Raw genomic sequence first — 23,022 nt, 5'->3', positions numbered from 1 at the left:
AGTTGAGTGGTTCATTGGTTTGTTGGGGTGAGCAGCTCGGCTACAAACATTTGGAAATGGGCTTTTAGGGCCGGCCAGTTTTTTTCTTTAATAAGCTGTTTGTCGAAGAGCTCACCGCCGATGCCGAGCCCGTCGGCACCGGCCTTCATAAAGGCCGTCATATTCTGTAGGCTAATGCCACCCGTTGGCAATAGCTTAATCTGATTAAGGGGTGCTTTCAGGTCTTTGATGTAGCCCGGTCCCATAACGGCGACCGGATACACCTTGACCATGGCAGCACCCAGCGACCAGGCCTTATAAATTTCAGTGGGGGTCAACGCGCCGGGGAAGACAGGGATCTCCTGCTTCAGGCAGGCTTTAATGACCGCCTTCTCCAGAATGGGCGTTACGATAAACTGGGCACCGGCATCCAGCGCCCGTTCCAGGTCCTTTTTCGTGCATACCGTTCCGGCTCCGATATTCAGGTCACCGGCAAAGGTGGACCGGGCATACCGGATGATCTCTTCAGCACCGGCGGTATTCATGGTGATCTCCACGGTCGTCAGCCCGGCATCGCGGTAGACCGGCAAAATCGCTGCCACATCGTCCGGTGCCAGATTGCGGATGATACCGATGATGGGCATCCGGGAAAACAAGTCCGAAAAGTGTGGGTGTTGGCTCATTTTACCACCTCCTTCTCGGGCTTTTGGTGATTCTGAAACAGCATTACCTGCCCGACAATGGCCGCTTTGTCGACCAGTTCCGGCGAAAGAATAGTGGTACGCTCCGCCAGTCCCAGCTCCTCGATAGCGAGGGTATAGAACGGGGACAACCTACTGCCGCAGCATAGCACCAGTTCCTGTTTTTCCGGCTTCCGGAGGGGCTTCAATTCCGTGCCGATCAGCAGTCCACTCAGGTACAGCGCGTTTTCCTGGCTACTCAGCTTTCCGAAAAGCTGATTGGTCCGGATGGTAAACAGCCGGTTGAGGATGGCGCAGGCGTCGGCTTCTCTGACACCCAGTTTAAACGCTTCCGGATCAATGGCCAGTGATGCGGTCAGGTGCTCGACCTCTACCGAGTTTTTCAGAATGCTGTGCGTGGCCAGCAGATTGAACACCTCTCCGGTCATGTAGGTATGAAAATCGACCAGTTGCCTCTGGCTGACGTACATATGCTTGGAATGCGTGCCGGGGCAGATAAAAATGGCGTCGTCCAGCTTCCTGTCGACGGTGCCCAGCAGGGGAGTCACACCGATCAGCTGGGTTTCTTCGCCCCGCATGACATCTTCCCCGCTCCGAACCCCTGAAACCAGGTACACATCATGCGGAAATTCCACCTGACTATCGAAATAGCAGACACTGGCCCGGCTGCCGTTCAGGGCAAACGGCAGGGTGGCATAGGGAACATCTTCCATGCCGATGGAGGATGACGCCATGCCGGAAATAACCACGGGAACATGGTCCAGCGACATGCCGATCCTGCCGGCCAGGCGGGTGATTTGGGCGTGAAGCTGCCGCCGAAAGAACTGCGACCTCGGCACCGCTTCACCGGCTGCATCCAGCTTCCAGGCGTTGTAGGTAGCCGCTATCCCGTCCGGCGATACTTCCTGATCCAGAATGGTATAATCGGCAATGTGAACTAATTGCAATCGAAAAAACGACGTTCCCCAATCACAGCACAGCAGGTAATTTTCCATCAAATTAAGTCGGTCTCCTCATAAATAAAACCGGCGTGCTCACTTCCTTTACGGCAAGGCAAACGCCACATATGTACCCCCGGGCTTCAGCCCGTACCGCGTACCCCCGGCGGCAATTACCACATACTGTTTTCCGTTGACCATATAGGTGATTGGCGTCGCAAACCCACCGGCCGGCAGCTTATACTGCCATAACACCGTGCCGGTTTTCCGGTCAAACGCCCGCAGGTGTTCGTCGTAGGTGGCGGCAATGAACAACAGCCCCCCAGCCGTAACCACCGGCCCGCCATGGTTTTCGGTACCGGTCGGCGAAACACCTTTCTTTGTAAGTTCCGGATATTCACCCAGTGGCACCTGCCAGCGGTATTCGCCGGTGTTCAGGTCAATGGCGTTCAGCGTCCCATAGGGTGCTTTCACCGCCGGGTAGTTCTCCTGGTCACGAAATTGCGTATTCCCGTTGTTCAGGTAGGGCGGCACATACGGGAATTCATTGTTTTCGGGATCGGCGGAGACCGGACCTGCCTGATGAACGTCATTGGAGGCAGCCGCCACCGGTTTCGCGTCGGTATTCAGCAGAAAGCCGATAATGGCGTCGCGGTCTTCTTTGCTGATATGCTGGAAAGCCGGCATCCGGCCCCGACCCGTGACCAACAGCGTTTGAATCTGCTCACGCGATAAGCGCTTCCCTACGTCTGCCAGATTGGGATAGGCCTGAGCCGCATTATTTTTCTCCCCAGGGGTAGTTTTAATGGCGTGGCATGCCGCACAATTGGTATTGAACAGCGTGGCACCACGCGTCATGGCTACCCCTTTAGCAGGGTCCTGGCTCGGTCGCATCTTCAGCCACCAGAGCATGTTGTTCGCGTTTACGTACAGGACACCGTCAGGGTCGGCTGCGGTGCCACCCCACTCGGCACCCCCACCCATGAACGAGATCAGCGAACCTTCCTCGCTCGGTAGCACATATTTTCCGCCCTGCCGGCTGTTGCGGAAGCGCTCCAGCACATAGGCCCTTGCTTCGGGTGTCCGGTCGGTAATGGTCGCTTCGGTGATCTCCTGCACAGCAAACGGAGCCGGTTTAGCCGGTACGGGCTGCGTAGGCCAGGGATGCTCCCCCGGCAGCGCCGGCGAGGTAGGTACCGGCACTTCCTCCACCGGAAACAGGGGTTTACCGGTATCGCGGTCGAACACAAATACGTAGCCGTCTTTGGTTGCCTGCGCTACGGCCTCGATCCGGCGACCGTTGTGCGTAACAGTGATCAGGTTGGGCGGACAAGGCAGGTCGCGGTCCCACAGATCGTGGTGTACCGTCTGAAAGTGCCAGATACGCTTACCGGTTTCGGCATTCAGCGCAATCACGCAATTGGCAAACAGATTCTGGCCTTTACGCGCACCGCCGTAAAAATCGACCGAAGGCGAGCCCGTGCCCAGATAGACGACACCCCGTTTTTCATCGAGCACCATCCCCGCCCAGCAGTTGGCTCCGCCCAGTTTCCGGTAGGAGTCTGCCGACCAGGTATCGTAGCCGTATTCCCCCGGCAGCGGAATCGTCCGAAACACCCAGGCCAGTTTGCCCGTACGCACATTGAACGCCCGGATGTGACCCGGCAGGGCGTCGCCCCCTTCCGAGACGCTGGAGCCCATAATGACGTAGTCTTTGTAAATGACTCCCGGTGTCGTAGACCGGATCGAGAAACTTGTCACCTCATGGCCCAGTGTTGCTTTGTCGCCCAAGCCTTCGTGTAAATCAACTTCACCGTTTTGGCCAAAGCTTTGCACCAGTTCACCGGTTGCCGCATGGATGGCGTAGAGGGAAGCGCCTGCCGAGTAAAGGATACGTTTGTCGGCCCCGTCTTCCCAATACATCACTCCGCGCACCGGATGATAGCGGGGTCTTTTGTCCGGGTTGGCAAATGGGTCGAACCGCCAGAGTTGCCGGCCGGTAGCGGCATCCACGGCAAAGAGCTTCATTTTGGGCGTAGTGCCATACAGCACCCCGTGTACCACAATGGGCTGGCACTGGATATCCATACCGCGTTCACCCGGCACATTGTTCTCGCCGGTATCGAAGCTCCAGGCCAGTTGCAGATTCGTTACATTTTGGGTGTTAATCTGCGTCAGGGACGAGTACCGATTCCCCGCATTATTACCGCCGTAAACGGGCCAGTCTTCTTTCTGGAGCTGTTGAGTCGTGGTGTTCCGGGCCGGACCGGTGGGTACGCAACTTCCTGCCACCAGCAGCGCCAGCAGGAAAGGCTGTACAGTTGATTTCATAAATAGCGATTACCAATCGACGACCGAGCCATCCAGGGCGTTGTAGCTCTCCGGATTTTTCCAGTCGTGTCCAATTTTATCTTTCATCTGCGCTTCATCCAGTTCGATGCCCAGGCCGGGACCTCGCGGAATCAGCACGGTTCCATCTTTCTGCAATTTAAAGGGTTGTTTCAGATAGCCCTCGCCCAGCGTCACCTGCTCCTGCACCAGGAAGTTCGGCACGCTGGCGGCCAGGTGCAGCCCAACGGCCAGCGAGATCGGCCCCATGGGGTTGTGCGGAGCTACGGGAACGTAATAAGCCTCGGCCATACCCGCAATGATGCGCCCTTCGGTGATACCGCCTGCATGGCAGAGATCCGGCTGAATGATGCTGGCCGCCCGTTTTTCCAGAATCTCGCGAAAACCCCATTTGGTAAAGATACGCTCGCCGGTGGCAATGGGCAGGTGCGTGCCCCGCGCAATATCCACCAGGACGTCTACATTCTGCGCCTGCACCGGCTCCTCCACAAACATGGGTTTGTAGGGCTCCAGTTCTTTGATGAGGAGTTTAGACGTTTGCGGGGGAATAGCGCCGTGGAAATCGATGGCAATGTCCATATCGTCGCCCCCGGCTTCCCGCAGCGAGGCAAAGTTATCAATGGCGTATTTGATGAACTTCGGGTTCTCCACAAAATCCGACGGGTTCTTTTTGGCCACGCCCGTTTTGATCACCGTAAAACCCTCCGCCTTGCGTTTTTTCATGTCTTCTGCGTTGCTGGCCCGGCCGTAGACCCGCACCCGGTCCCGCGTGGGTCCGCCGAAGAGTTCATACACCGGCACATTCAGCAGTTTGCCTTTAATGTCCCATAAGGCATGGTCGATACCACTCAGCGCACTGGTCAGAATGGGGCCACCCCGGTAAAAAGCGTGACGGTAAATAGCCTGCCAGTGATGCACGACCTGCCGGGGATCTTTGCCGATCAGATACGGTTCCACCTCCTTGATGGCGGTCTGGATCGTCAGCGCCCGGCCTTCGAGCAGGGGCTCGCCCAGGCCCACCACCCCAACATCGGTATGAATTTTCAGGAAGATCCAGCGGGGCTTGACCAGAAAGGTTTCCAGCTTCGTGATTTTCACGTTGCTGTAATCCCGGAACGGACCGGGATTGGATGCATACGAGGATTGGGGCAGCAACAGCCCCGTTCCGGCCATTCCCAGCACCGACTGGATGGCGGAACGGCGGGAGAATTTGTTGTTTTTCACGGTTGTGGGGGTTTAGGGGTGTAGTATCACCCCCAACCCCCTTCAGGGGGTTGGGGGTAAAGCATCACGGCCGGATAATCGTTCCGTCCATCTTGCGCACCTGCCAGTTCGACTTGGTGGAAATTGGGTACTTGGCGGCTTCTTTCTCATTAATGTCGACGCCCAGCCCCGGCACCTCATTCACCGACATATACCCTTTGTTCATGGTCGGGCAGCCGGAGAATACTTCCTTCATCTTATCTGAGAAGCTGACGGCCTCCTGGATACCAAAGTTCCAGACAGCCAGGTCGATGTGGGCATGGGCGGCATGCCCCACCGGCGACACGTCGCCGGGTCCGTGCCAGGCGGTGCGTACGTTAAACCACTCGCCCAGCCGCGCTACTTTCATGGCCGGAGTTATACCCCCAATCTGCGAAACGTGAATCCGGATGTAATCGAACCACTGATTAATCATCGGCTCCTTAAACTCGTTGATGTTGTTGAACAACTCACCCATAGCAATGGGCACGGTGGTAGACTGGCGCAGTTGGGCAAACCATTTCATGTTCTCGGGCGAGAACGGGTCTTCGATAAAGAACGGCTGGTATTGCTCTACCTGTTTAATGAGGTTGATGGCATCCATTGGCTGCACCCGCTCATGAATGTCGTGCAGCAGTTCAACCTCTTCTCCGCAGCGTTTCCGCACGACGTCAAACATCTTAGGCACAGCTTTCAGGTACTGTCGCTCGTTCATGTAGTTGTCGGTTTCTCCCCCAAAGCCGGCCGCTTTATAATCCGGCTGCTGATTAATGCTGCCTACCCCACCGTAGCCGCCCTGCTGAATGCGCACATATTTAAAGCCCCGGTCCATAATACTCTGGGCGCTGTCGGCTACCTCTTCGGGCGTCCGGCCGCTGGCGTGGGTGTAGCACGGAATGGCAAAGCGGACTTTACCGCCGAGTAGTTGGTACACCGGCATTTTGGCCCGTTTTCCTTTGATGTCCCACAGGGCCTGATCCAGACCACTCAGGGCGTTATTGAGCACCGGTCCGTTTCGCCAGTAGGAACTGACATACACCGACTGCCAGATGTCCTCGATATTGTCTACATCCTTACCAACGACCAGATCAGGCAGGTAGGAGTTAATAGCCGTTACCACGGCGACGGCCCGCTGCGTAAAGGTAGCACAACCGAGTCCGTACAGTCCCGGCTCGGTGGTCTCTACTTTAACAACGATCAGGTTAGATCCCTGGGGAGCTGTGGCAATGGCTTTGACACTTTTGATCTTCACGGTAGGCATCCCGTTGGCGTAACCGGGTTTGGGCTGTTCGCGGGCTTCGGCGCGGGAGGCACCCCCAAACAGGCCCAGCAGGCCTGCCGACGAGCCCAGGCCCAGCATTTTGAGCGTTTCCCGGCGGCTTTGATCCAGTTTATGCATGATGTAATAAAAAAGTAAGGGTTCAGGAGGTTAATATAGTCAATTCAACAATATGCTCATTGCTTATCCCACCACACGCGGGTATCGAGGTTATTTGGCCCCTGCCGCTTAATGGCTTCGTTCATGTTGGCGGAGTTCACCACGATCTCACTATCCGGGTACGGCAGGCGACGGATGAAGTTCCCCTTCACCTCCGAACCGGGGTATGGGTTCTTCTTGAGGGCCGGGTAGCCGCTGCGCCGGAAGTTGGCAAACGCTTCGTTGCCGTCGAGGAACGCCGACACCCAGTATTGGGTGTTAATCTGCTCCAGTGCCTTCTCACGGGTCTCGCTCAACGGGTTGGCATCCAGGTAAGTTTTGATCGCGGCTTCCGGGATCGTTGAACCGTATTGAGCCATCTGTTCCAGGTTAGCGCGTACCCCTCGGGTAAAATACTCGGCCGCCGTACCGCTTACCCAGCCGCGCAGGGCGGCTTCAGCCAGCAGCAACTGCACCTGCGAGTAGGTGATGTGGAACTCTGGTGAGTCCAGTTTCAGCACCGTGTTCAGGTTCACCTGCGAGAAGTCCCACAGACTGGCCACGCCGTTCTGTTGCAATACCGTCGTAATTGATACATCATTATACCCCATCGGCATACCGATCTGTACTTTGGGATCCGACGACGCCCGCGAGGCCGTCTGCTCCTGTCCCCCTTTGGCCCCGACGTACCGTACGGCGAAGATCGGCAACCGGGGGTCGTTATTGTCTTTCAGGTAATTGACAAACGGAGCCGCGAGGTAGAAGTTCGTCTTTTCGCGGGCGGCCAGGTGGTTGGCAATGTAGTTATTGTAAATGGCCGTGTGCCGGATCACTGAGTTATCGGCATTGGACTGAAACACGCCCCCTGCAACCGCTTTTTTCACGTAGCTTTCGGCGGTAGTCGGGTCTACTTTAGTCATCCGCATGGCCGCCCGTAGCATAAAGGAGTAACCCAGCCGCTTCCACTTGGTTACGTCGCCCCCGTACAGAATGTCGGTGGTAACCGGGGGCTCCGTTGTTTTCATCGCAGCCGTGGCCTCTTCCAGTTCTTTCAGAATATCCTTGTAGATCGCCTGCTGCGTATCATACTTGGGTGAGATAATCTCGTTGGTATATCCCTGACCGGCTTCAAAATACGGAATATCGCCGTAGGTATCGGTCAGGATCATGAACGTGTATGCTTTCCAGATGCGGGCGGCATTGTAGGTATTCACCTGCAGCGGATCGCTCTTGGTCTGGTCAATTACGGCAATCAGTTGCTTCACTACGTTACGGTAGAAATTAGTCCAGACCAGCGGGGTGTTACTGTTGTTTACCTGGTCGTAATTGGCACCCGACAGCGAGCTGCCATAGGGCGTAATGATCTGCTGCACAATGCCGAAATGGTAGGTTAGCATCCCCAGCGTACCAAAGCCGTCGAGGTACGTCGTACTGACAATCGCCTTGTTCAGCACCAGCGACGGTGCCAGCGAGGTAGGGTCGACCTTGTTGGTATTGACATCGGTAAAGCCCTGATCACAGCCGGAGAAGACGCTCAGCGAAAACAGCAGGGCGAGGGTATAGTTTAGTTTCTTTTTCATGTCTTTTAGAGTTTGTAGTCTGTAGTTTGTAGCTTGAACCGGGCGGCCGGTGCCATTATAGGCGTCAGCCAACGTCAAACCTCAAACCTCAAACCAATTTAAAACCTGACGTTGAGGTTAAAGCCTACGCTGCGGGTGGGCGGCAGACCGGGCCAGAAATCCAGACCCACGGCATTGTCCGACGAGTTGAGTGCTTCTTCAGGGTCCATGTTCTCCGTCCACTTCTTCAGCACCAGTACGTTGTTGGCCACAGCGTTCAGGCGCAACCCTTTGATGAACAGGCGCTCGGGCAGCAGCCGGGTAAAGTCATAGCCCAGCGCTACCTGCCGCAGCTTCCAGAACCCGGCGTTGAACACAAAATCTTCGTTGATACCCAGCGGATTGATGGACTCGTAGAAGGGCTGGACGGCGGCTTTGGTCTTGTTGATCTCGCCGTTCGGATTCACTCCGTTGCCAATCACAAACCCCTCGGCCCGGCCGGGCAGTGTTCGCTTCGACAAACCGTGGCGCATGTAGTTGATATTGCGGCCGGCAATCATCTTGTGACCCAGCTTGAAGTCGATCAGTGCCGATAGTTGAATGCCTTTGTAGGTGAAGGTATTGGTGATACCGCCGAAGTATCTGGGCAGCGCGTTGCCTACATTTTGCAGCACATTGTTACGCAGCGGCATACCGCTGTTGGCATCGAACACCTGCCGGCCCTGGGCATCGCGCAGATAGGTAAACGTGTACAACTGACCGATCTCCTTACCCACCACCTGATGCAGGTTACGACCGCCCCCGGAGCTGACGGTAATCATAGTGTCGTTCGGCGACAGACCCAGCCGCAGCACCTTCGAGGTATTGTAGGACACGTTGGCGTTGACATCCCAGCGGAAACCACCGGTATTGATCGGCGAGAAGTTAAGCGCCATCTCAATCCCCTGGTTCTGACTCCGGCCTACGTTGATCAGCTTGCTGGTGTACGACGAGGCATCGGAAATCTGTGCCCGCAGGATTTGGTCATCCGTTGTTTTGTGGTAATAGGTCAGGTCAAGGCCGATTAGGTTGGCAAACAGTTTTAGTTCCAGGCCCACCTCAGCTTCCTGGATGCGGAGCGGCCGGAGGTTTTTGTTCGGAACAACCGACGCATTTATCCCCCCCAGCGGCACCAGTTGGCCTGAAGGATTCGGGAACGGGTTATTGTCTACCTGGAAATACAGCGCGTTGGAATAAGGCTCTACGTTATCCGAACCTACCTGTGCGTAGGCCGCCCGCAGTTTGCCGAATGAGAGCCATGTAGGCATGTTCTCAAATGCCTGCGAGAAGATGAAGCTACCTGTTACCGACGGATACAGAATGCTGCGGTTGTTCTCGGCCAGGGTGGAGAACCAGTCGTTGCGGGCTGTCATGTTTAAATAGAGGAAATCCTTATAGGAGATTGTAGCCGCGCCGAACAGGGAGTTGATCTTCTTCTCCGACAGCGCATAGATCGGGTTTTTGATCCGGCCGTTCGCTACCGTGTACAGATTGGGCTGCACAAAATCCTGCACCGTCACGCTGTTGTAATCGTTGCGGGCGTAACGGGCGTTACCGCCGAGGGTGACATCCAGCCCAATCGTTCCGAAGGTCTTGTTTGCCCCCAGAATAAAGTCGAGGTTACGCTCCAGATTTTGCCGTACATCCTGGGTATAGGAACCGTTTACGTAGCCGACCGGGGCGCGCGGAATAGGTGCGTAACCGTTCGGAATGTTGTAGTCCTGATTCCGCACATAGTAATCCTGAGCGATGCGGCCCTGTAGATACAGCCAGTCGGTAAACTGGTACTTCAGGGCAATATTACCAAACAGCCGGTCCCGGTTGATATGCTCAAAGTGCTTGTTCATGGAATAGTACGGGTTGTTCCGTACCAGGAAGCGCGAGAACACAAACTCATCGCCGTTGGGCAGGGTCTGGTTCTGCTCCAGGGCCTCCAGGGGCATAGAGTTCGCCAGCGTGAATATCACCGTCGACACTGAGAAGTCCTGGGTGTTCAACTGGGGCGGGTTTACGTTGTTTTCTTTGGAATAGTTAATGTTGCCGGAAGCCGTTAGTTTGCTGGTTATATTCTGCGTAAAGCCCAGGTTGATCACCTTGCGGTTAAAGGTATTGTTCTGCATAATACCCTTATTGTCGGTGTTGCCCAGCGACAGGCTGAAACCGCCGTTCTGCCCGTTGTTCGATACCGTTACGGTATTAGTGAAGTTGGTACCTACGCGGTAGAACTTCCGGACGCGGTTGTACACCGGCTCATACGGCCAGGTTTGGTTGGCAAACAGGATTTGCGTCATGCCCGGCTCAAACTTTTCACCGAAACTCCAGACACCCGAGGTCGGGTTGGGCGTGGTTGGCCGCTTGCCGCCTTCGCCCTGTCCGTATTCGTACTGAAAATCGGTGAAATCGAGTGGCGTATCAGTAGTGAAGTTGGCGTTGTAGGTAACCCCGAAGCCTTTGCCCGATCCTTTGTTCTTGGTGGTGATCATCACTACGCCGTCTTTGGCCCGTGAGCCGTAGAGGGCGGCCGCCGTAGCTCCTTTCAGTACGGTCATGGTTTCGATATCGTCGGGGTTGATACTGCTCAGGCCATCCCCACCATCGGAACTGTTGGCCGCCCGCGAACCAAAATCACCGCCCAGCGCGTAATTGGAATTGTCGATGGGTACCCCGTTCACCACGATCAGCGGGTTGTTCTGACCACTGAACGACGACTGACCGCGAATCCGGATTTTGGCAGTTCCGGCGGGGCCGGTTCCCATGGTGGTAATGTTTACGCCGGCCATTTTGCCCTGCAAGCCACTCATGAAGTTCGGCGTCCGGTTGGTCGAAATCTGGTCGGCGTTGACCGTGGCGGTAGCATAGCCCAGCGTTTTAGCTTCTTTCTCGATACCGAGGGCCGTTACCACCACCTCGTTCAGGCTTTTGGTATCTTCGGCCAGTTGCACGTTGATGACCGAGCGGCCGTTTACCGGAACCGTCTGTGTCACGTAACTGATGTACGAAAACACCAGCGACGCATTCGCCGGCACGTTGATGGCGTAGTTACCCGATGCATCGGTAACGGTACCGACCGCGCTACCGTTAATAACGACATTTACGCCAGGAAGCCCCTGGTTATCGGCACCGGTCACTTTACCGGTTACTCTGCCGCCCTGCGCAAACGCAACCGTTTGCCCAAGCAGCAGCAGAAACGCTGCAAACCATAGATTTTTTCTCATGATAAGGGGTTGATTAACTGTAAAAGAAGGTAAAAGGGTAATGCAGGAAAACCTCAAAAGCGCCGGTGGCCTTACCAGTTGTGGATAGAGCCGTCGGGACTTTTCAGGATCGGGTGGGGAAACTTCGTGTTTTCAGTTACCTCCATGACAAACGTGGCTTTCTTCGGGTCGAACTTCACCCCTAAACCGGGTGCGGGGTTCAGGTACAGCTTGCCGTTTTTGAAGTTGATAAAATCTTCGTTGAAGTAGGGCGGGCGCTCGGGCTCCCCTCCCCCCAGCTCCATCAGGCAGCGCATGGGGCTGCTGGAACCCAGCACATGCACCAGCGTGGCGGTGGCCAGCGGACCGGTAAAGTGCGGGATCATCCCGACGTAATGCGTCTCACACATAGACGCCAGCTTCTTAAACTCCGAGATGCCGCCGGTATTGGGGAGCGTAAAGCGGGTGTAATCGATCAGGTGCTGCTCAATGAAATTGTTACTGTCCCAGCGGTCGCCGAACTGCTCGCCAACGGCAATAGGCACGGTAGTCATTTGCCTGACGGTCTTATAGACGTCCGGGTTCTCGGAGCGCACAATATCCTCGACAAAGTAAGGCTCCAGGTTCTCCAGCGCCTTGCAAATCTTGATTCCTTCGGTGGTATCAAACCGGGTGTGCAGGTCGAGGGCCCATTTGCCTCCGCCCCCTACGGCCGCATCGATCCGCTTGCAGAGGTCGATGGTTTTCTTCGCGTTGTCGTAGAAGTCAAACGGTTGCTCACCGTTGCCGCCGGTTGGGCCGATGCGGTACGCCCGCAGACCGGCCTCGATGCAATCTCTGGCCCGCTCCTCTTCGGTTTTGGCCTTGGAAGCCCGGAAGCCGGTAGCGTAGCACTCCACATAATCGCGGGTGGCACCGCCCAGCAGTTCGTAGACGGGCACATCCAGGGCTTTGCCTTTAATGTCCCAAAGTGCCATTTCCAGGGCCCCCAGCGCGTGCAGTTTCTCCCGACCGGGCGGGTAGAACATACCCCGGTAAATATTTTGCCAGATATGCTCGATGCGGAAGGGGTTTTCACCGATCATCATCTGGGCACACTGCTCGATCATGTCTTTGGAGCCGCCCTCACCGATGCCGATGATGCCGCCGTCGGTTTCAATTTCGACAATGCCCCGCGCCTGGTTAAATAAAGGTTTGTTGTAGCCGGGAGCGCTATAGTACCGGATTTTGGTAATCTTCAGTTTGGGCGGAGCAGCCTGTGCCTCCGGAACCGGAAAGCCGGCCAAAGCCGCACCGGCACCGAGCACCGCCGATTGCAGAAAACGTCTACGTTGCATACACGAAAAGGTAAAGGTTCAGGTGACTTAATCGATTAAGCGATTCGGCAAAACATATACTTTTCTGGACGATGGATATTAGACATTGGACGTTAGAATTCCCAACATCAGTATATGTCTAATGTCTAACTTCTAACGTCTGTTATTCTTGACCTCGATGAATCTCTGGCCACAATTCGGGCTTCCATCAGGACCTGTGTCCGGATAAGCTCAGGCTTTTGCAGCTTTCTCACCAGGATCTCGACCGCCGTCTTGCCCAGATCATCCATCGGCTGATGGATGTAGGTAATCGGACAATAATAAAGATCAAAGGCTTCGGCCTGCCCAAAGCTGACGATTGCCAGATCATCGGGCACCCTCAGCCCCAGTTCATTGATGTACTTTAGGCCACTGATGGCCAGGCGGTACGTGGCAAAGATCAGGGCGTTTACCCGGTGGCGGGCGTCCAGCATTTTATCGATGCCCGTCCTGATTTCTTCCAGGGTATTGAATTCGACCTCCAGCAGCCATGCCGGCGGTGCCGTGATCCGGTGTTTATGCAGGGCCTCCTGATACCCCCGGATACGCTCTTTCATGTGAAAAAGCCGGGATTTATACCCGATAAAGCCAACATTGGTATACCCCCCCTCAATCAGGTGATTGCCGGCCTCGTAGGCCGCTTTATAGTTGTTCAGGGACACAAAATCCGTGGGTAATGCCGGAAAATGCCGGTCCAGCAGCACAAACGGTATATTTTTATCGAGCAGGTTCTGCACCTGATCTTCGGTGTCCTCGGACGAGACAATGATAAAACCGTCGACCTGTCGGTTGATGAATACATCGATCAGATCCCGCGACTTGCCCGCATTCTCGTCGGAGCTGCCGATGATGACCGTATAGCCGCTCTTTTTTGCTTCATCCTCAACAATGCGGGCAATGTTGGCAAAAAAGGGGTTCGATATATCTGCAATAATTAAGCCGATCGTAAAGGTTTTTCCGCTGCGTAAGCTCTTGGCCAGGTAGTTAGGCTGGTAATTCAGCTCTTTGGCAATCTGCCGGATTTTTTCGGCAATCTCCTGTCCCACACGGGTTTCTTTTTCCCGGCCGTTCAGGACGTACGAGACTAGGGCCGTCGACACCTGCGCTTTCTCGGCAATGTCCTTTAGAGACAGATTTTTCTTACCCATGCTCAGTTACGGTTAGCAGCCCCTCACACCCCGGCTCTTGTCACGAGTCAAAAGTAAGCTTAATCGATTAAATAACAAATATCCAAGAAAATTTATTTTTATTCATTGATTAATGAGTAAGCCTGCGCAGATGTTTGGTAAATCCGAATAAGATGTAAGGAAGTATCATAGAGCCAGCCGAAGAGTTCATTTACTTCACTTCCTTATCAAAAAGGATTATGGTTGCTACATTTTTTGCTCGCTCAAAGCCATTATCGTGGGTTAGAATCGGTATATCAAGCCACACGCCTGTAGCCGCCACGATAGCGTCGATTAATTTCATGCGGGTAGAAAGCCGAATCTGAATGGCGATCCTCTTTATCTGCTCATTCAGCGTAATGATGTAGCAGTCATCCAGAAGTTCCTGGGTTAGCTTGCGTTCAGTTTTTGACAGATTAGGGTTACAGAGCAGTTCTATTTCGGTCAGTTCAGACACAAAGACCTGCTTACCATCAAGTAACGCTACAACCGTAGGATGGTTGAGTTGTAGATAACCCAAGGCGTTGGTATCAGCCGGAATTCGTTCCATTATTCACTCCGAACCTCCTGCTGATAGGCCAAGGGATCCTGTTCCCATCTTACCTTTCCCGCATGCTTTACGGCATCGAACCCTTTCGTTTTTTTTCTGCCGGCTTTCTTGATTTGCTTCTCTACATCAGCAGCAGAAGCGTTTTTCGGAATTATGATCGTCATGATAAGAGGCTGTTAACCTGAGTAAATATAACAAAATTGGAGAAGTTTTGTCCGGGATGTCTCTCCGCTCAAATTAGCTGGGCCATATCTACCAATTTTTGGTTATATAGCGAGTGTTCATCATTTCACACAATTAGCATGAATTTATCCGGAAATACGGTATTGATCACGGGTGGTGCGTCAGGCATTGGCTTTGCCCTGGCCGAACGGTTTCTGAAGGCGGGTAGCGAGGTGCTGATCTGCGGCCGGCGCGAAGACAAACTCGCCGAAGCCCGGCAAAAGCACCCCCAACTGCATACGCGGGTGTGCGACGTAGCTGCCGAAGCCGACCGTCTGGCACTCCATGAGTGGGCCACCCGCGAATTTCCCAACCTGAACGTCCTCATCAACAATGCCGGTATCCAGCGCAGAATACGCCTGACCGATAATCAGGATGACTGGAGCGCCCACCAGCACGAGATCGCCATTAACGTAGAAGCCCCGGTTCACCTGTCGATGCTGTTTATCCCGCACCTGCGGCAGCAGCCGTCATCCGCCATCATCAACGTCTCTTCGGGCCTGGCTTTTGCCCCCGGCTCGTTTGCCCCGGTCTATAGCGCCACCAAAGCGTTTATCCATTCCTTTACGATGACGCTGCGGCATCAGCTTTCCCAAACCGGCATTGCCGTCATTGAACTGGTACCGCCCGCCGTCAATACTGATCTGGGCGGGCCGGGTCTGCATACTTTCGGCGCTCCGCTGGACGATTTTGCTGACGCCATGATGCAGGGACTGGAAAAGGGAGAGCCGGAAATCGGCTACGGCCATTCGGCCCGGAACATGCGGGCGTCGCGCGACGAACTCGACGAGATTTTCCGGCAGATGAATGCCCGGTTCTAAAACACAGAAGCCCGGCCACTTTTCCGGCCGGGCTTCGCAAGCTTAAATCAGCTACAATTACCCAATCAACCGACCACCTTATCCGGCCGGACAGGCAACTCCCGAACCCGTTTGCCGCAGGCCCGGTACACCGCATTGGCGATGGCGGCTGCGGTTGGCCCCTGAGCCGCTTCTCCGGCTCCCAGGGGCGGTTCGGCCGGACGGTTGATGATGGCAACCGCCACGGCCGGCACATCGCTGAACCGGAAGATTGGGTACGATACCCAATCGCGGCTGGTCACGTGCCGGGCGTCAAACTGCACCTCTTCTTTCAGCGTCCAGCTCGCCGATTGGATCATACCCCCTTCGATCTGGTTTTTGATGCCATCCAGGTTGATCACCTCCCCGGCATCGACCACGGCCCACAACTGCTGTAGCTGTACTGATCCGTCTTTGGTGTTAACCGCTACTTTGGCGGCCACCGCACAGAATGCCGAGGTATTTTTGTATCGGGCAAAACTGATACCGATCCCCTCACCTGAACCCACTCGCTGAGTTGATAACAGTTGCTGAAGTTTGGTCAGAACGGCAATGGCCCGCTGGTCCGAAAGGTGCATGAGCCGGAAAGTCATCGGGTCTTTTTTAGCCCGCTCCGCCAGCTCGTCCATGAACGACTCAATGGCAAAAACATTCCCGTAAGCCCCCAGGCTACGCAGCGCCGATACCCGCAGCGGCCCGTTGAAAGAATGGGTATCTATCTGAAGGTTGGGAATTGTATAATATGGTTCTGAATTGCGGGCGGTTCCTCCGCTAAACCCGGATGCTTTCAGCGTCAGGGGCTCTTTGCGGTGCCAGGCCGGCAGCAGTTTCGAGGGGTCACCGCCGGGCCGGTTGCTGTGGGTATCCGACCAGAGATCCAGTTTCCAGTGCGAAATTTTACCGCTGCTATCCAGCCCGGCTTCCAGTTCCATCAGCATGGCGCTGCCGTAAGGCTCCCAGGCGTGTTCTTCCTCCCGCGACCATTGCAGCCGCACCGGCCTGCCCGGATACGCCATAGCCAGCAGGGCAGCATCGGCGGCCACATCATCGGCCCCGTTATGGCCGTAGCATCCCGAACCGGGCACGGCCGTTATGTGTATCTGCCCTGCCGATAACGCCAGCCATTTCTGTAAGGCATCCCGCAGCGGAAACACGCCCTGGCTGTGCGACCATAGTTGCAGGTTGCCTCCGTCGTAGAGGGCTATGGCACACGACGGACCAATGGACCCGTGCATCAGATATGGCTTGAAATAGCTCGCCTTTAGGGTCTCACCCCTATTTAATGGGATTGTCCCTTTTTCGGCGACCCGTTCCGTTTTAGCCGGTAGTCCTTTGATATGATACACCAGCGACTTACCCGCCGGCAACGTCTCAGAACCCGACCACTCGGCATGTTGGTAGAGGTAGGATTGACCCTGAATAGCCGTATACTCATCGTCGGCAATGATACCGACAAAGCTTCCGTCTACGACTATTTTGAGGATACCGGGCACCGCCCGGCGAAGGGATGCCTCATCGAGCTTTTTCAACTGTGCCTGATAACTACCGGGTCTTATTACCCTGGCATGCACCATTCCCGGCAACCGCAGGTCATGAATATGCACCGGCTCACCCCTCACCATCCGCTCAATCTCTGACCGGGGTACGGCCTTACCGACCAGACGGTACTCGCTTTTCGGTTTGAGCCTGACCGGCAACCGGACCTCATCCTGAATCTGCTTCCCATCCAGAATTTCCGCCAGTGTCAGCTTTTTTCCGCCGGCGGTACTAACTACCCCGTTTTCCATATGGAGTTGGTCGACCGGCCGTCCAAGTTTCTGAGCAGCCCGTTCGAGCAGCATCTGCCGGGCGGCCGCAGCCGCGTAACGTACCGACATGGCGCTGCTCTCAATGGAAGCGCTGCCGGCGGTATAGCGTTCATCGGGGGTGCGGGCGGTATCGGCCAACACTACCTCCACGCGCTCCATCGGCAGATCAAGCTCTTCGGCGGCAACCTGAGCAATGGCCGTGCGAATACCCTGTCCCAGTTCGGTTTTGCCCGTAAACACCCGCACCCGCCCGTCGGCGATTACCTCCAGCCAGGCGTTCACCCTGGGGTGACGGCGCAGGCTGTCGGGGAGCCGGTCGTTGGCTACCACCTCCCCCACGGCTGTCCAGGAGTCGGTCATCGAAAAAGCTACCGTCAGGCAGCCGGCTCCCTTCAGGAATTTCCGGCGCGATACCGCACCCGCTAACGAGAATTTTTTCATAGCGCCTGGGGTTTAGGGGTTACGATTGTTCGGCAGCCTGTTTGATGGCCCGCATCACCCGGGCCTGCGATCCGCACCGGCACAATACGCGCTGCATACCCGCGCGAATAGCAGCCTCATCGGGCTTTTTAGTTTCCCGCAACAGCGACACCGCCGAAATCACCATACCGTTGAGGCAGTACCCGCACTGGGCCGCCTGCTGGTCGACAAACGCCTGCTGTACCGGGTGCAGGCTACCGTCTTTCTGCGTCAGGCCTTCCAGCGTCGTAATGGAAAACGCAGCAGCCGCTTCAACCGGAATCCGGCAACTTGGATTAGCCTTGCCATCAAACAAGACCATGCAGGAGCCACACTGGTGCAGGGCACAACCGTATTTCGGGCCATTCAGTTGCAGTTGGTTCCGCAGCACATACAGCAACGGCGTAGCCGGATCGACGGTGACGGTGTGCTGCTTACCATTCACCTGTAGCGTCAGGGTTGTTGTCATAGCGGTCAAAGGGGTTGGGCAGCACATCCCCGGCCAGCACGGCCGCTTGGTGCAGCAGTTCGGTTGCTACCAGTTCGTCGGTCACCTCCTCAATGCGCTCGTCGATCTCCTCCAGGTGCTCGTCGTGGACAGAGGCCTGAGCCGCCATACCCAACAGGAGCCGACCAACATAAAGCAGGTTGAGCGAAAAGCGCAGTTCGGGTAAGCTCCGGCTGTAGCGGGTTGTTTGTTCCGTATGCATAGGTACTCATAAAACACCGGCAGCCCTCTCCAGGGTTCACCGTTTCTCCGTTACGAGCGGCAAACCACCGGTTATCTCTTTAAGCTTATCAAAAAAACCTTTTTTACGCGCCGAACTGATCTGCCAGTTCACCGGTATCGACTGGTAGCCCTCGTCAAATCCTTCGTCTTTCATGCGGTAATCAAAATATCCCCAGGACGCATAGACGCTGGTAGCCGCCTGAAAGTTGTTGACCGGCTGGTCAAAATCGAAGTGGTCATCTTCATTAAAGACAATGGGCATAGGCCGGTAACCCGCAACCTGCCTCGTCTGCTTCACCATGTCAGCAATCTTTTCGGGTTCCTTCACACCATTGCCGTGCAGCAACAGAAAATCGGCCTCGCGCACCACGTTCTCTTTCGGGATAGTCCCTCCGCCGTAGCTGGTGCTGACGAGTAAGCGATAGCCGTTTTTCTTTTTGTTCTTCACCCGCCGGATCAGCTCATGCACCCGCTCCGGCTTCAGAATATCGTGATCGTAGCGGACATTACACTCGTTGTTGATTTCGACCAGCACATTCCGGTAACCACCATCCAGCAGCCAGTCGGTAGCGTTATCGACCGCCCGGATTACGGCAGCTTCATTTGTAAACCGCTCGTCCTGCCCGAAATAAAAATAGCCGACAATGGCCACCATGCCCAGTTCATCGGCCCTGTTTAGAATACGCCTGAGCCGATTCATAAAGTCTGGTCGCCAGCTACCATCGGCATTGAAGGCTGAATTTTCCCAGGGCTGGTCTTTGGAATACCCCTCCGGGCTACCTCCCTGCAGATTGATGGTGAACGCCAGCAAACCGTGCTGTTTCCAGACGGGCATGGCTGCTATAAACTCATCGGTATTGCGGTCGGCACTCCATTGTTTTGTATCCGGGTAGGCCCATTTAGCGTTTGTTTCGGGATTGTAGTCATCAAAGATGCCCTGTACCATACGCGAGTTAGGCAACAGTCCTTCTAGTTTATGACCGTTCCAGGTCCGGCCTTTGAAGGTAGGCTGCCCATTGATGTAGAATTGCTCACCAACAATGGTGACGGTAGTCTTACGCTTTGGAGGCTTTTGAGCGCTCAGAGCGGGCAGTGAACATCCCAAAGCGAGTAAACAGAGCCATAGGCTAGAGAAGCGATACATGCTATCAGAGGTTAAGGATTACAGGGCACTCCGGTTCACCAGCCCGGTATGGCCGGGAAACCGGAAAGATATTATAATTCCGGCTAAAACTTGTCGTTTTTGAGGTATAACTTAGCCGCCAATTCCTTTTGTAGTATATCCTGTATTATTTTCCTAACTATTCAGATGCAAGAGTCAGAAAACACGGCGCACGAATCTCATCCGACGTCCTCCCGCCGTCAATTCCTGCAGGCCGGCGCGCTGGCAGCTGCCGGAAGCTTTTTCATTGTACCACGTCACGTACTGGGCCGGGGTTTTATTGCCCCCAGCGATAAGCTCAACATCGCCGGAGTGGGCATTGGTGGTAAAGGCTTCAGCGATACCAACAACGCCTTTAACAACGGTGTCAACAACATGGTGGCACTTTGCGACGTAGACTGGGGCCTGCCCCGCGTGAAGGAGAATTTCGAGAAACACCCAAAAGCCAAGCGCTATAAGGATTTCCGCGAAATGCTCGACAAGGAAGGCAACACGATTGATGCGGTAACCGTGTCTACGGCCGACCATACGCACGCCATTGTGGCTATGGCCGCTATGCAGCGGGGTAAGCACGTGTACGTACAGAAGCCGCTAACGCACAACATCTATGAAGCGCGTGCCCTGACCGAAGCCGCCCGCAAATACAAGGTGGTCACGCAGATGGGGAATCAGGGGTCATCGAACCCCCAGCAGAAGCAGATGGTGGAGTGGTTTGATAAAGGCCTTGTTGGAAACGTGCATACCGTGTACCTCTGGACCAACCGGCCTGTTTGGCCGCAGGGCATCCCGGTACCCCAGGCAGCCGCCGAAAAACCCGCCGATCTGGATTGGGACCTGTGGCTCGGACCAGCGCAGAAAGTCGGCTACACTCCGGCCTACCACCCCTTCAAATGGCGCGGCTGGTGGAACTTCGGTGCCGGAGCGCTGGGCGACATCGGATGCCACATTATGGACGTACCCTTCCGGGTGCTGGGCCTGGGCTACCCGACCGAAGTGGAAACCAGCATCGGACAGGTGTTCCTGAAAGACTGGACACCCGAATACATTCCGGAAGGCTGCCCGCCCTCCTCGCAGGTCGAGCTGAAGTTTCCGGCGTCCTCTAAGAACAAGTCGGCGGTGAAGATGGTCTGGCTGGATGGCGGTCTGCGCCCGTTCCGGCCCGAGATGCTGCCGGAAGGCGAACCCTTCCCCGAAAACGGTGAGAACGGCGTGTTCCTGCTTGGCGATAAAGGACTGATTGCCTGCGGTATGTACGGCGACGACCCCAAACTGTACACCAAGAGCGGCCAGAAACTGGAAGCGGCTCCCAAGCCTAAAGGGGCCGATGGCAAAGGCATTCCGGAGAACGGCCATCAGGTACTGTGGACCGAAGCCTGCAAAGCCGGTTTCAACAGCAAGGAACACAAAGCGCTGACATCGTCTTTCGACTTTGCCGGTCCGCTAACCGAGTCGGTACTGATGGGGAACCTGGCCATCCGCAGTTACACGTTGCGAACACCCAGAGCCGACGGCAGAGGGTTTACCTACCCTGGCCGGAAGAAACTCATGTGGGACGGCAAGAACATGAAGATTACTAATTTCGACGAAGCAAATCAGTTTGTTTCGCGTAATTACCGGGACGGTTGGAAATTAGCTTAATCTAAGTATTTATACGCTTAATCAAAGGCAGATCAGTGGATCTGCCTTATTTTTTTAACTTAAAATTACTCATTACCGAAAAATAAGGATAAAAATTTTTATGGCATTTCTGGAAAATTCTTTATTAACTTAGAACCCAGTTTCATTTATTCATCAAAATAATTTTATGAAAAAGGCGATTAACCTAAACATGAGGGGGGCGGCTGCGATAACATTGGCTGCTACATTGACACTGGTAGGCTGCGAGCCGGTGAAAGACTTCGATAGTGCCGCATCAGCAACCAAAACAGGTGCTACTCTGCGAACAATGGCCGCCGGTGAAGAATACGTGGCCGGTGAAGTACTTGTTAAGTTTAAAGAAGGTGTTGATGAGGGTAAAAAGTCAAAAGCGCTGGAGAAGGTAAAAGGTCAGGTTGCCGAAAAAATCTATAACAAGGCAATGGAGAAAGCCGGCAAGAAAGAGGGGGTTTATGTAATCAAGACGCAAAAAGCGGTTCTGGAAGCCATTGCCGACCTGCAAACAGATGCCGATGTTGAGTATGCGGAGCCTAATTTTATTTATCGTCATCAGGCAACCTCCAATGACCCTTATTTCACGAATGGGTCTCTTTGGGGCATGTCGGCCAATGATAACCAGTTTGGCAGCCGGGCCGCAACCGCCTGGCTAGCCAATAAGACAGGCTCGTCTACTGTGTACGTAGGCATCATTGACGAAGGATACATGTACACCCATGAAGATCTGGCAGCAAACGCCGGTGTAAACCCCGGTGAAATAGCGGGCAATAACCGTGACGACGACGGAAACGGGTACGTTGACGATGTCTACGGCTGGGATTTTGCCGGTGGTAACAACACTGTCTTCGACGGCGCAACTGACGATCACGGTACCCACGTAGCCGGCACTATCGGTGGAGTGGGCGGCAACGGAAAAGGCGTAGCCGGTGTATGCTGGTCGGTCAAAATGATTTCGGCCAAGTTTCTCGGTTCTAACGGTGGCACAACGGCCAACGCCATCAAAGCCGTTGATTACATCACCGACCTGAAAACAAGACATAATCTGAACATCGTGGCTACCAATAATTCCTGGGGCGGAGGGGGCTTCTCACAAGCCTTGCAGGATGCCATAACCCGGTCCGGAGATGCCGGAATCCTGTTTATTGCAGCCGCTGGTAACGATGGGCTTGATCGGGAAACGAACACGAGTTACCCATCCGGCTACCCGAACGATAATATCATTGCGGTGGCATCTATCACGAGTACGGGCGCAATATCGAGCTTTTCAAATTATGCCGCTACTAAGGTTGATCTGGGTGCTCCAGGTTCCGGTATCTGGTCGACAGTACCGGTTTCCAGCAAAGGAAAAGTTGTATCCGGCTATGCCTCCTACAACGGCACATCAATGGCGACTCCCCACGTAACCGGAGCGGCCGCCCTTTACAAATCAATAAATACGGGTGCTACAGCCTCCCAAATTAAGCAGGCTATCCTGGGTAGCGTAACCGCTACTCCTTCTCTGGCAGGGAAATGCGCCACGGGTGGCCGTTTGAACGTTAGTAGCTTCTAATTCTTCGGCACTTTTTCTGCTTTTTATGACAAGGACGGCTTTTACCGTCCTTGTTGTTTTTTATCCATTGCAACGCTACTTTCAGGAGTCTTCCTCTATGAAATACGAGCT

Annotated in this window: 18 protein-coding genes; 3 read left to right on the top strand and 15 right to left on the bottom strand. The window is 54.9% G+C overall.

Going from position 1 to position 23,022, the window contains the following annotated elements; translation table 11 throughout:
* Positions 1–11: 11 nt before the first annotated feature.
* The 11 genes from ABD931_RS01970 to ABD931_RS01920 form a co-directional block, all read right to left on the bottom strand.
* Positions 12–662: a bifunctional 4-hydroxy-2-oxoglutarate aldolase/2-dehydro-3-deoxy-phosphogluconate aldolase gene (locus ABD931_RS01970; protein ID WP_345263405.1), complete on the bottom strand. Its 651-nt coding sequence runs from the start codon at positions 660–662 to the stop codon at positions 12–14.
* Positions 659–1,675, bottom strand: a complete 1,017-nt coding sequence (locus ABD931_RS01965; protein ID WP_345263403.1) for a 2-dehydro-3-deoxygalactonokinase — start codon at positions 1,673–1,675, stop codon at positions 659–661. Before ABD931_RS01965 ends, ABD931_RS01970 begins: the two co-directional genes overlap by 4 nt.
* A 48-nt stretch (positions 1,676–1,723) precedes the next feature.
* On the bottom strand, positions 1,724–3,949 hold the full coding sequence (locus ABD931_RS01960; protein WP_345263401.1) for an outer membrane protein assembly factor BamB family protein: 2,226 nt from the start codon (positions 3,947–3,949) through the stop codon (positions 1,724–1,726).
* Between the two features lie 9 nt (positions 3,950–3,958).
* Entirely contained in the window at positions 3,959–5,140 is a 1,182-nt protein-coding gene (gene dgoD, locus ABD931_RS01955; RefSeq protein WP_370469306.1) for a galactonate dehydratase, read from the bottom strand.
* A gap of 115 nt (positions 5,141–5,255) precedes the next feature.
* Positions 5,256–6,608 (bottom strand): enolase C-terminal domain-like protein, encoded by a 1,353-nt coding sequence (locus ABD931_RS01950; RefSeq protein ID WP_345263397.1) that lies wholly within the window; start codon positions 6,606–6,608, stop codon positions 5,256–5,258.
* A 56-nt stretch (positions 6,609–6,664) separates the two neighbouring features.
* Positions 6,665–8,206: a SusD/RagB family nutrient-binding outer membrane lipoprotein gene (locus ABD931_RS01945; protein ID WP_345263395.1), complete on the bottom strand. Its 1,542-nt coding sequence runs from the start codon at positions 8,204–8,206 to the stop codon at positions 6,665–6,667.
* Positions 8,207–8,304: 98 nt separating this feature from the next.
* The gene (locus ABD931_RS01940; protein ID WP_345263393.1) at positions 8,305–11,439 is read right to left on the bottom strand and encodes a SusC/RagA family TonB-linked outer membrane protein; all 3,135 of its coding nucleotides are present in this window, start codon (positions 11,437–11,439) and stop codon (positions 8,305–8,307) included.
* 71 nt (positions 11,440–11,510) lie between these two features.
* Positions 11,511–12,755: a mandelate racemase/muconate lactonizing enzyme family protein gene (locus ABD931_RS01935; protein ID WP_345263391.1), complete on the bottom strand. Its 1,245-nt coding sequence runs from the start codon at positions 12,753–12,755 to the stop codon at positions 11,511–11,513.
* A 125-nt stretch (positions 12,756–12,880) separates the two neighbouring features.
* On the bottom strand, positions 12,881–13,921 hold the full coding sequence (locus ABD931_RS01930) for a LacI family DNA-binding transcriptional regulator (protein ID WP_345263387.1): 1,041 nt from the start codon (positions 13,919–13,921) through the stop codon (positions 12,881–12,883).
* Positions 13,922–14,111: 190 nt separating this feature from the next.
* A complete protein-coding gene (locus tag ABD931_RS01925; protein WP_345263385.1) occupies positions 14,112–14,489 on the bottom strand; it encodes a PIN domain-containing protein in 378 nt (125 codons plus the stop codon).
* A complete protein-coding gene (locus tag ABD931_RS01920; RefSeq protein WP_345263384.1) occupies positions 14,489–14,653 on the bottom strand; it encodes a hypothetical protein in 165 nt (54 codons plus the stop codon). Before ABD931_RS01920 ends, ABD931_RS01925 begins: the two co-directional genes overlap by 1 nt.
* Before the next feature lie 138 nt (positions 14,654–14,791).
* Between ABD931_RS01920 and ABD931_RS01915 the strand changes: the two genes are divergently transcribed.
* The gene (locus ABD931_RS01915) at positions 14,792–15,532 is read left to right on the top strand and encodes an SDR family oxidoreductase (RefSeq protein WP_345263382.1); all 741 of its coding nucleotides are present in this window, start codon (positions 14,792–14,794) and stop codon (positions 15,530–15,532) included.
* 65 nt (positions 15,533–15,597) lie between these two features.
* On the opposite strand, the gene ABD931_RS01910 is transcribed toward ABD931_RS01915, so the two are convergent.
* Genes ABD931_RS01910 through ABD931_RS01895 form a run of 4 tightly spaced genes read right to left on the bottom strand, consistent with a single transcriptional unit; the run spans position 15,598 to position 19,691 of the window.
* Positions 15,598–17,799: a xanthine dehydrogenase family protein molybdopterin-binding subunit gene (locus ABD931_RS01910; protein WP_345263380.1), complete on the bottom strand. Its 2,202-nt coding sequence runs from the start codon at positions 17,797–17,799 to the stop codon at positions 15,598–15,600.
* A gap of 19 nt (positions 17,800–17,818) precedes the next feature.
* The gene (locus ABD931_RS01905; protein WP_345263378.1) at positions 17,819–18,286 is read right to left on the bottom strand and encodes a (2Fe-2S)-binding protein; all 468 of its coding nucleotides are present in this window, start codon (positions 18,284–18,286) and stop codon (positions 17,819–17,821) included.
* Positions 18,252–18,527, bottom strand: coding sequence for a hypothetical protein (locus ABD931_RS01900; RefSeq protein WP_345263376.1), 276 nt, complete (start codon positions 18,525–18,527; stop codon positions 18,252–18,254). The genes ABD931_RS01905 and ABD931_RS01900 overlap by 35 nt, the downstream gene beginning before the upstream one ends.
* Before the next feature lie 36 nt (positions 18,528–18,563).
* Complete coding sequence (locus ABD931_RS01895) at positions 18,564–19,691, bottom strand: hypothetical protein (RefSeq protein WP_345263374.1); 1,128 nt, start codon at positions 19,689–19,691, stop codon at positions 18,564–18,566.
* Between the two features lie 165 nt (positions 19,692–19,856).
* Here ABD931_RS01895 and ABD931_RS01890 point away from each other — a divergent pair, with 165 nt between their 5' ends.
* Both ABD931_RS01890 and ABD931_RS01885 read left to right on the top strand, forming a co-directional pair.
* The gene (locus ABD931_RS01890) at positions 19,857–21,347 is read left to right on the top strand and encodes a Gfo/Idh/MocA family protein (protein WP_345263373.1); all 1,491 of its coding nucleotides are present in this window, start codon (positions 19,857–19,859) and stop codon (positions 21,345–21,347) included.
* 166 nt (positions 21,348–21,513) lie between these two features.
* On the top strand, positions 21,514–22,911 hold the full coding sequence (locus ABD931_RS01885; RefSeq protein WP_345263371.1) for a S8 family peptidase: 1,398 nt from the start codon (positions 21,514–21,516) through the stop codon (positions 22,909–22,911).
* Positions 22,912–23,022 lie beyond the last annotated feature (111 nt).

It is taken from the genome of Nibrella viscosa (genome assembly GCF_039541875.1).
Classification (GTDB): Bacteria; Bacteroidota; Bacteroidia; order Cytophagales; family Spirosomataceae; genus Nibrella; species Nibrella viscosa.
This window is presented reverse-complemented; position numbering and strand designations above follow the sequence as displayed.

Bases quoted from the DNA above. Each gene is read 5' to 3' on its own strand.
- ABD931_RS01970 (WP_345263405.1), bottom strand. From the start codon at position 662: ATGAGCCAACACCCACACTTTTCGGACTTGTTTTCCCGGATGCCCATC.
- ABD931_RS01965 (WP_345263403.1), bottom strand. From the start codon at position 1,675: ATGGAAAATTACCTGCTGTGCTGTGATTGGGGAACGTCGTTTTTTCGA.
- ABD931_RS01960 (WP_345263401.1), bottom strand. From the start codon at position 3,949: ATGAAATCAACTGTACAGCCTTTCCTGCTGGCGCTGCTGGTGGCAGGA.
- dgoD (WP_370469306.1), bottom strand. From the start codon at position 5,140: ATGGCCGGAACGGGGCTGTTGCTGCCCCAATCCTCGTATGCATCCAAT.
- ABD931_RS01950 (WP_345263397.1), bottom strand. From the start codon at position 6,608: ATGCATAAACTGGATCAAAGCCGCCGGGAAACGCTCAAAATGCTGGGC.
- ABD931_RS01945 (WP_345263395.1), bottom strand. From the start codon at position 8,206: ATGAAAAAGAAACTAAACTATACCCTCGCCCTGCTGTTTTCGCTGAGC.
- ABD931_RS01940 (WP_345263393.1), bottom strand. From the start codon at position 11,439: ATGAGAAAAAATCTATGGTTTGCAGCGTTTCTGCTGCTGCTTGGGCAA.
- ABD931_RS01935 (WP_345263391.1), bottom strand. From the start codon at position 12,755: ATGCAACGTAGACGTTTTCTGCAATCGGCGGTGCTCGGTGCCGGTGCG.
- ABD931_RS01930 (WP_345263387.1), bottom strand. From the start codon at position 13,921: ATGGGTAAGAAAAATCTGTCTCTAAAGGACATTGCCGAGAAAGCGCAG.
- ABD931_RS01925 (WP_345263385.1), bottom strand. From the start codon at position 14,489: ATGGAACGAATTCCGGCTGATACCAACGCCTTGGGTTATCTACAACTC.
- ABD931_RS01920 (WP_345263384.1), bottom strand. From the start codon at position 14,653: ATGACGATCATAATTCCGAAAAACGCTTCTGCTGCTGATGTAGAGAAG.
- ABD931_RS01915 (WP_345263382.1), top strand. From the start codon at position 14,792: ATGAATTTATCCGGAAATACGGTATTGATCACGGGTGGTGCGTCAGGC.
- ABD931_RS01910 (WP_345263380.1), bottom strand. From the start codon at position 17,799: ATGAAAAAATTCTCGTTAGCGGGTGCGGTATCGCGCCGGAAATTCCTG.
- ABD931_RS01905 (WP_345263378.1), bottom strand. From the start codon at position 18,286: ATGACAACAACCCTGACGCTACAGGTGAATGGTAAGCAGCACACCGTC.
- ABD931_RS01900 (WP_345263376.1), bottom strand. From the start codon at position 18,527: ATGCATACGGAACAAACAACCCGCTACAGCCGGAGCTTACCCGAACTG.
- ABD931_RS01895 (WP_345263374.1), bottom strand. From the start codon at position 19,691: ATGTATCGCTTCTCTAGCCTATGGCTCTGTTTACTCGCTTTGGGATGT.
- ABD931_RS01890 (WP_345263373.1), top strand. From the start codon at position 19,857: ATGCAAGAGTCAGAAAACACGGCGCACGAATCTCATCCGACGTCCTCC.
- ABD931_RS01885 (WP_345263371.1), top strand. From the start codon at position 21,514: ATGAAAAAGGCGATTAACCTAAACATGAGGGGGGCGGCTGCGATAACA.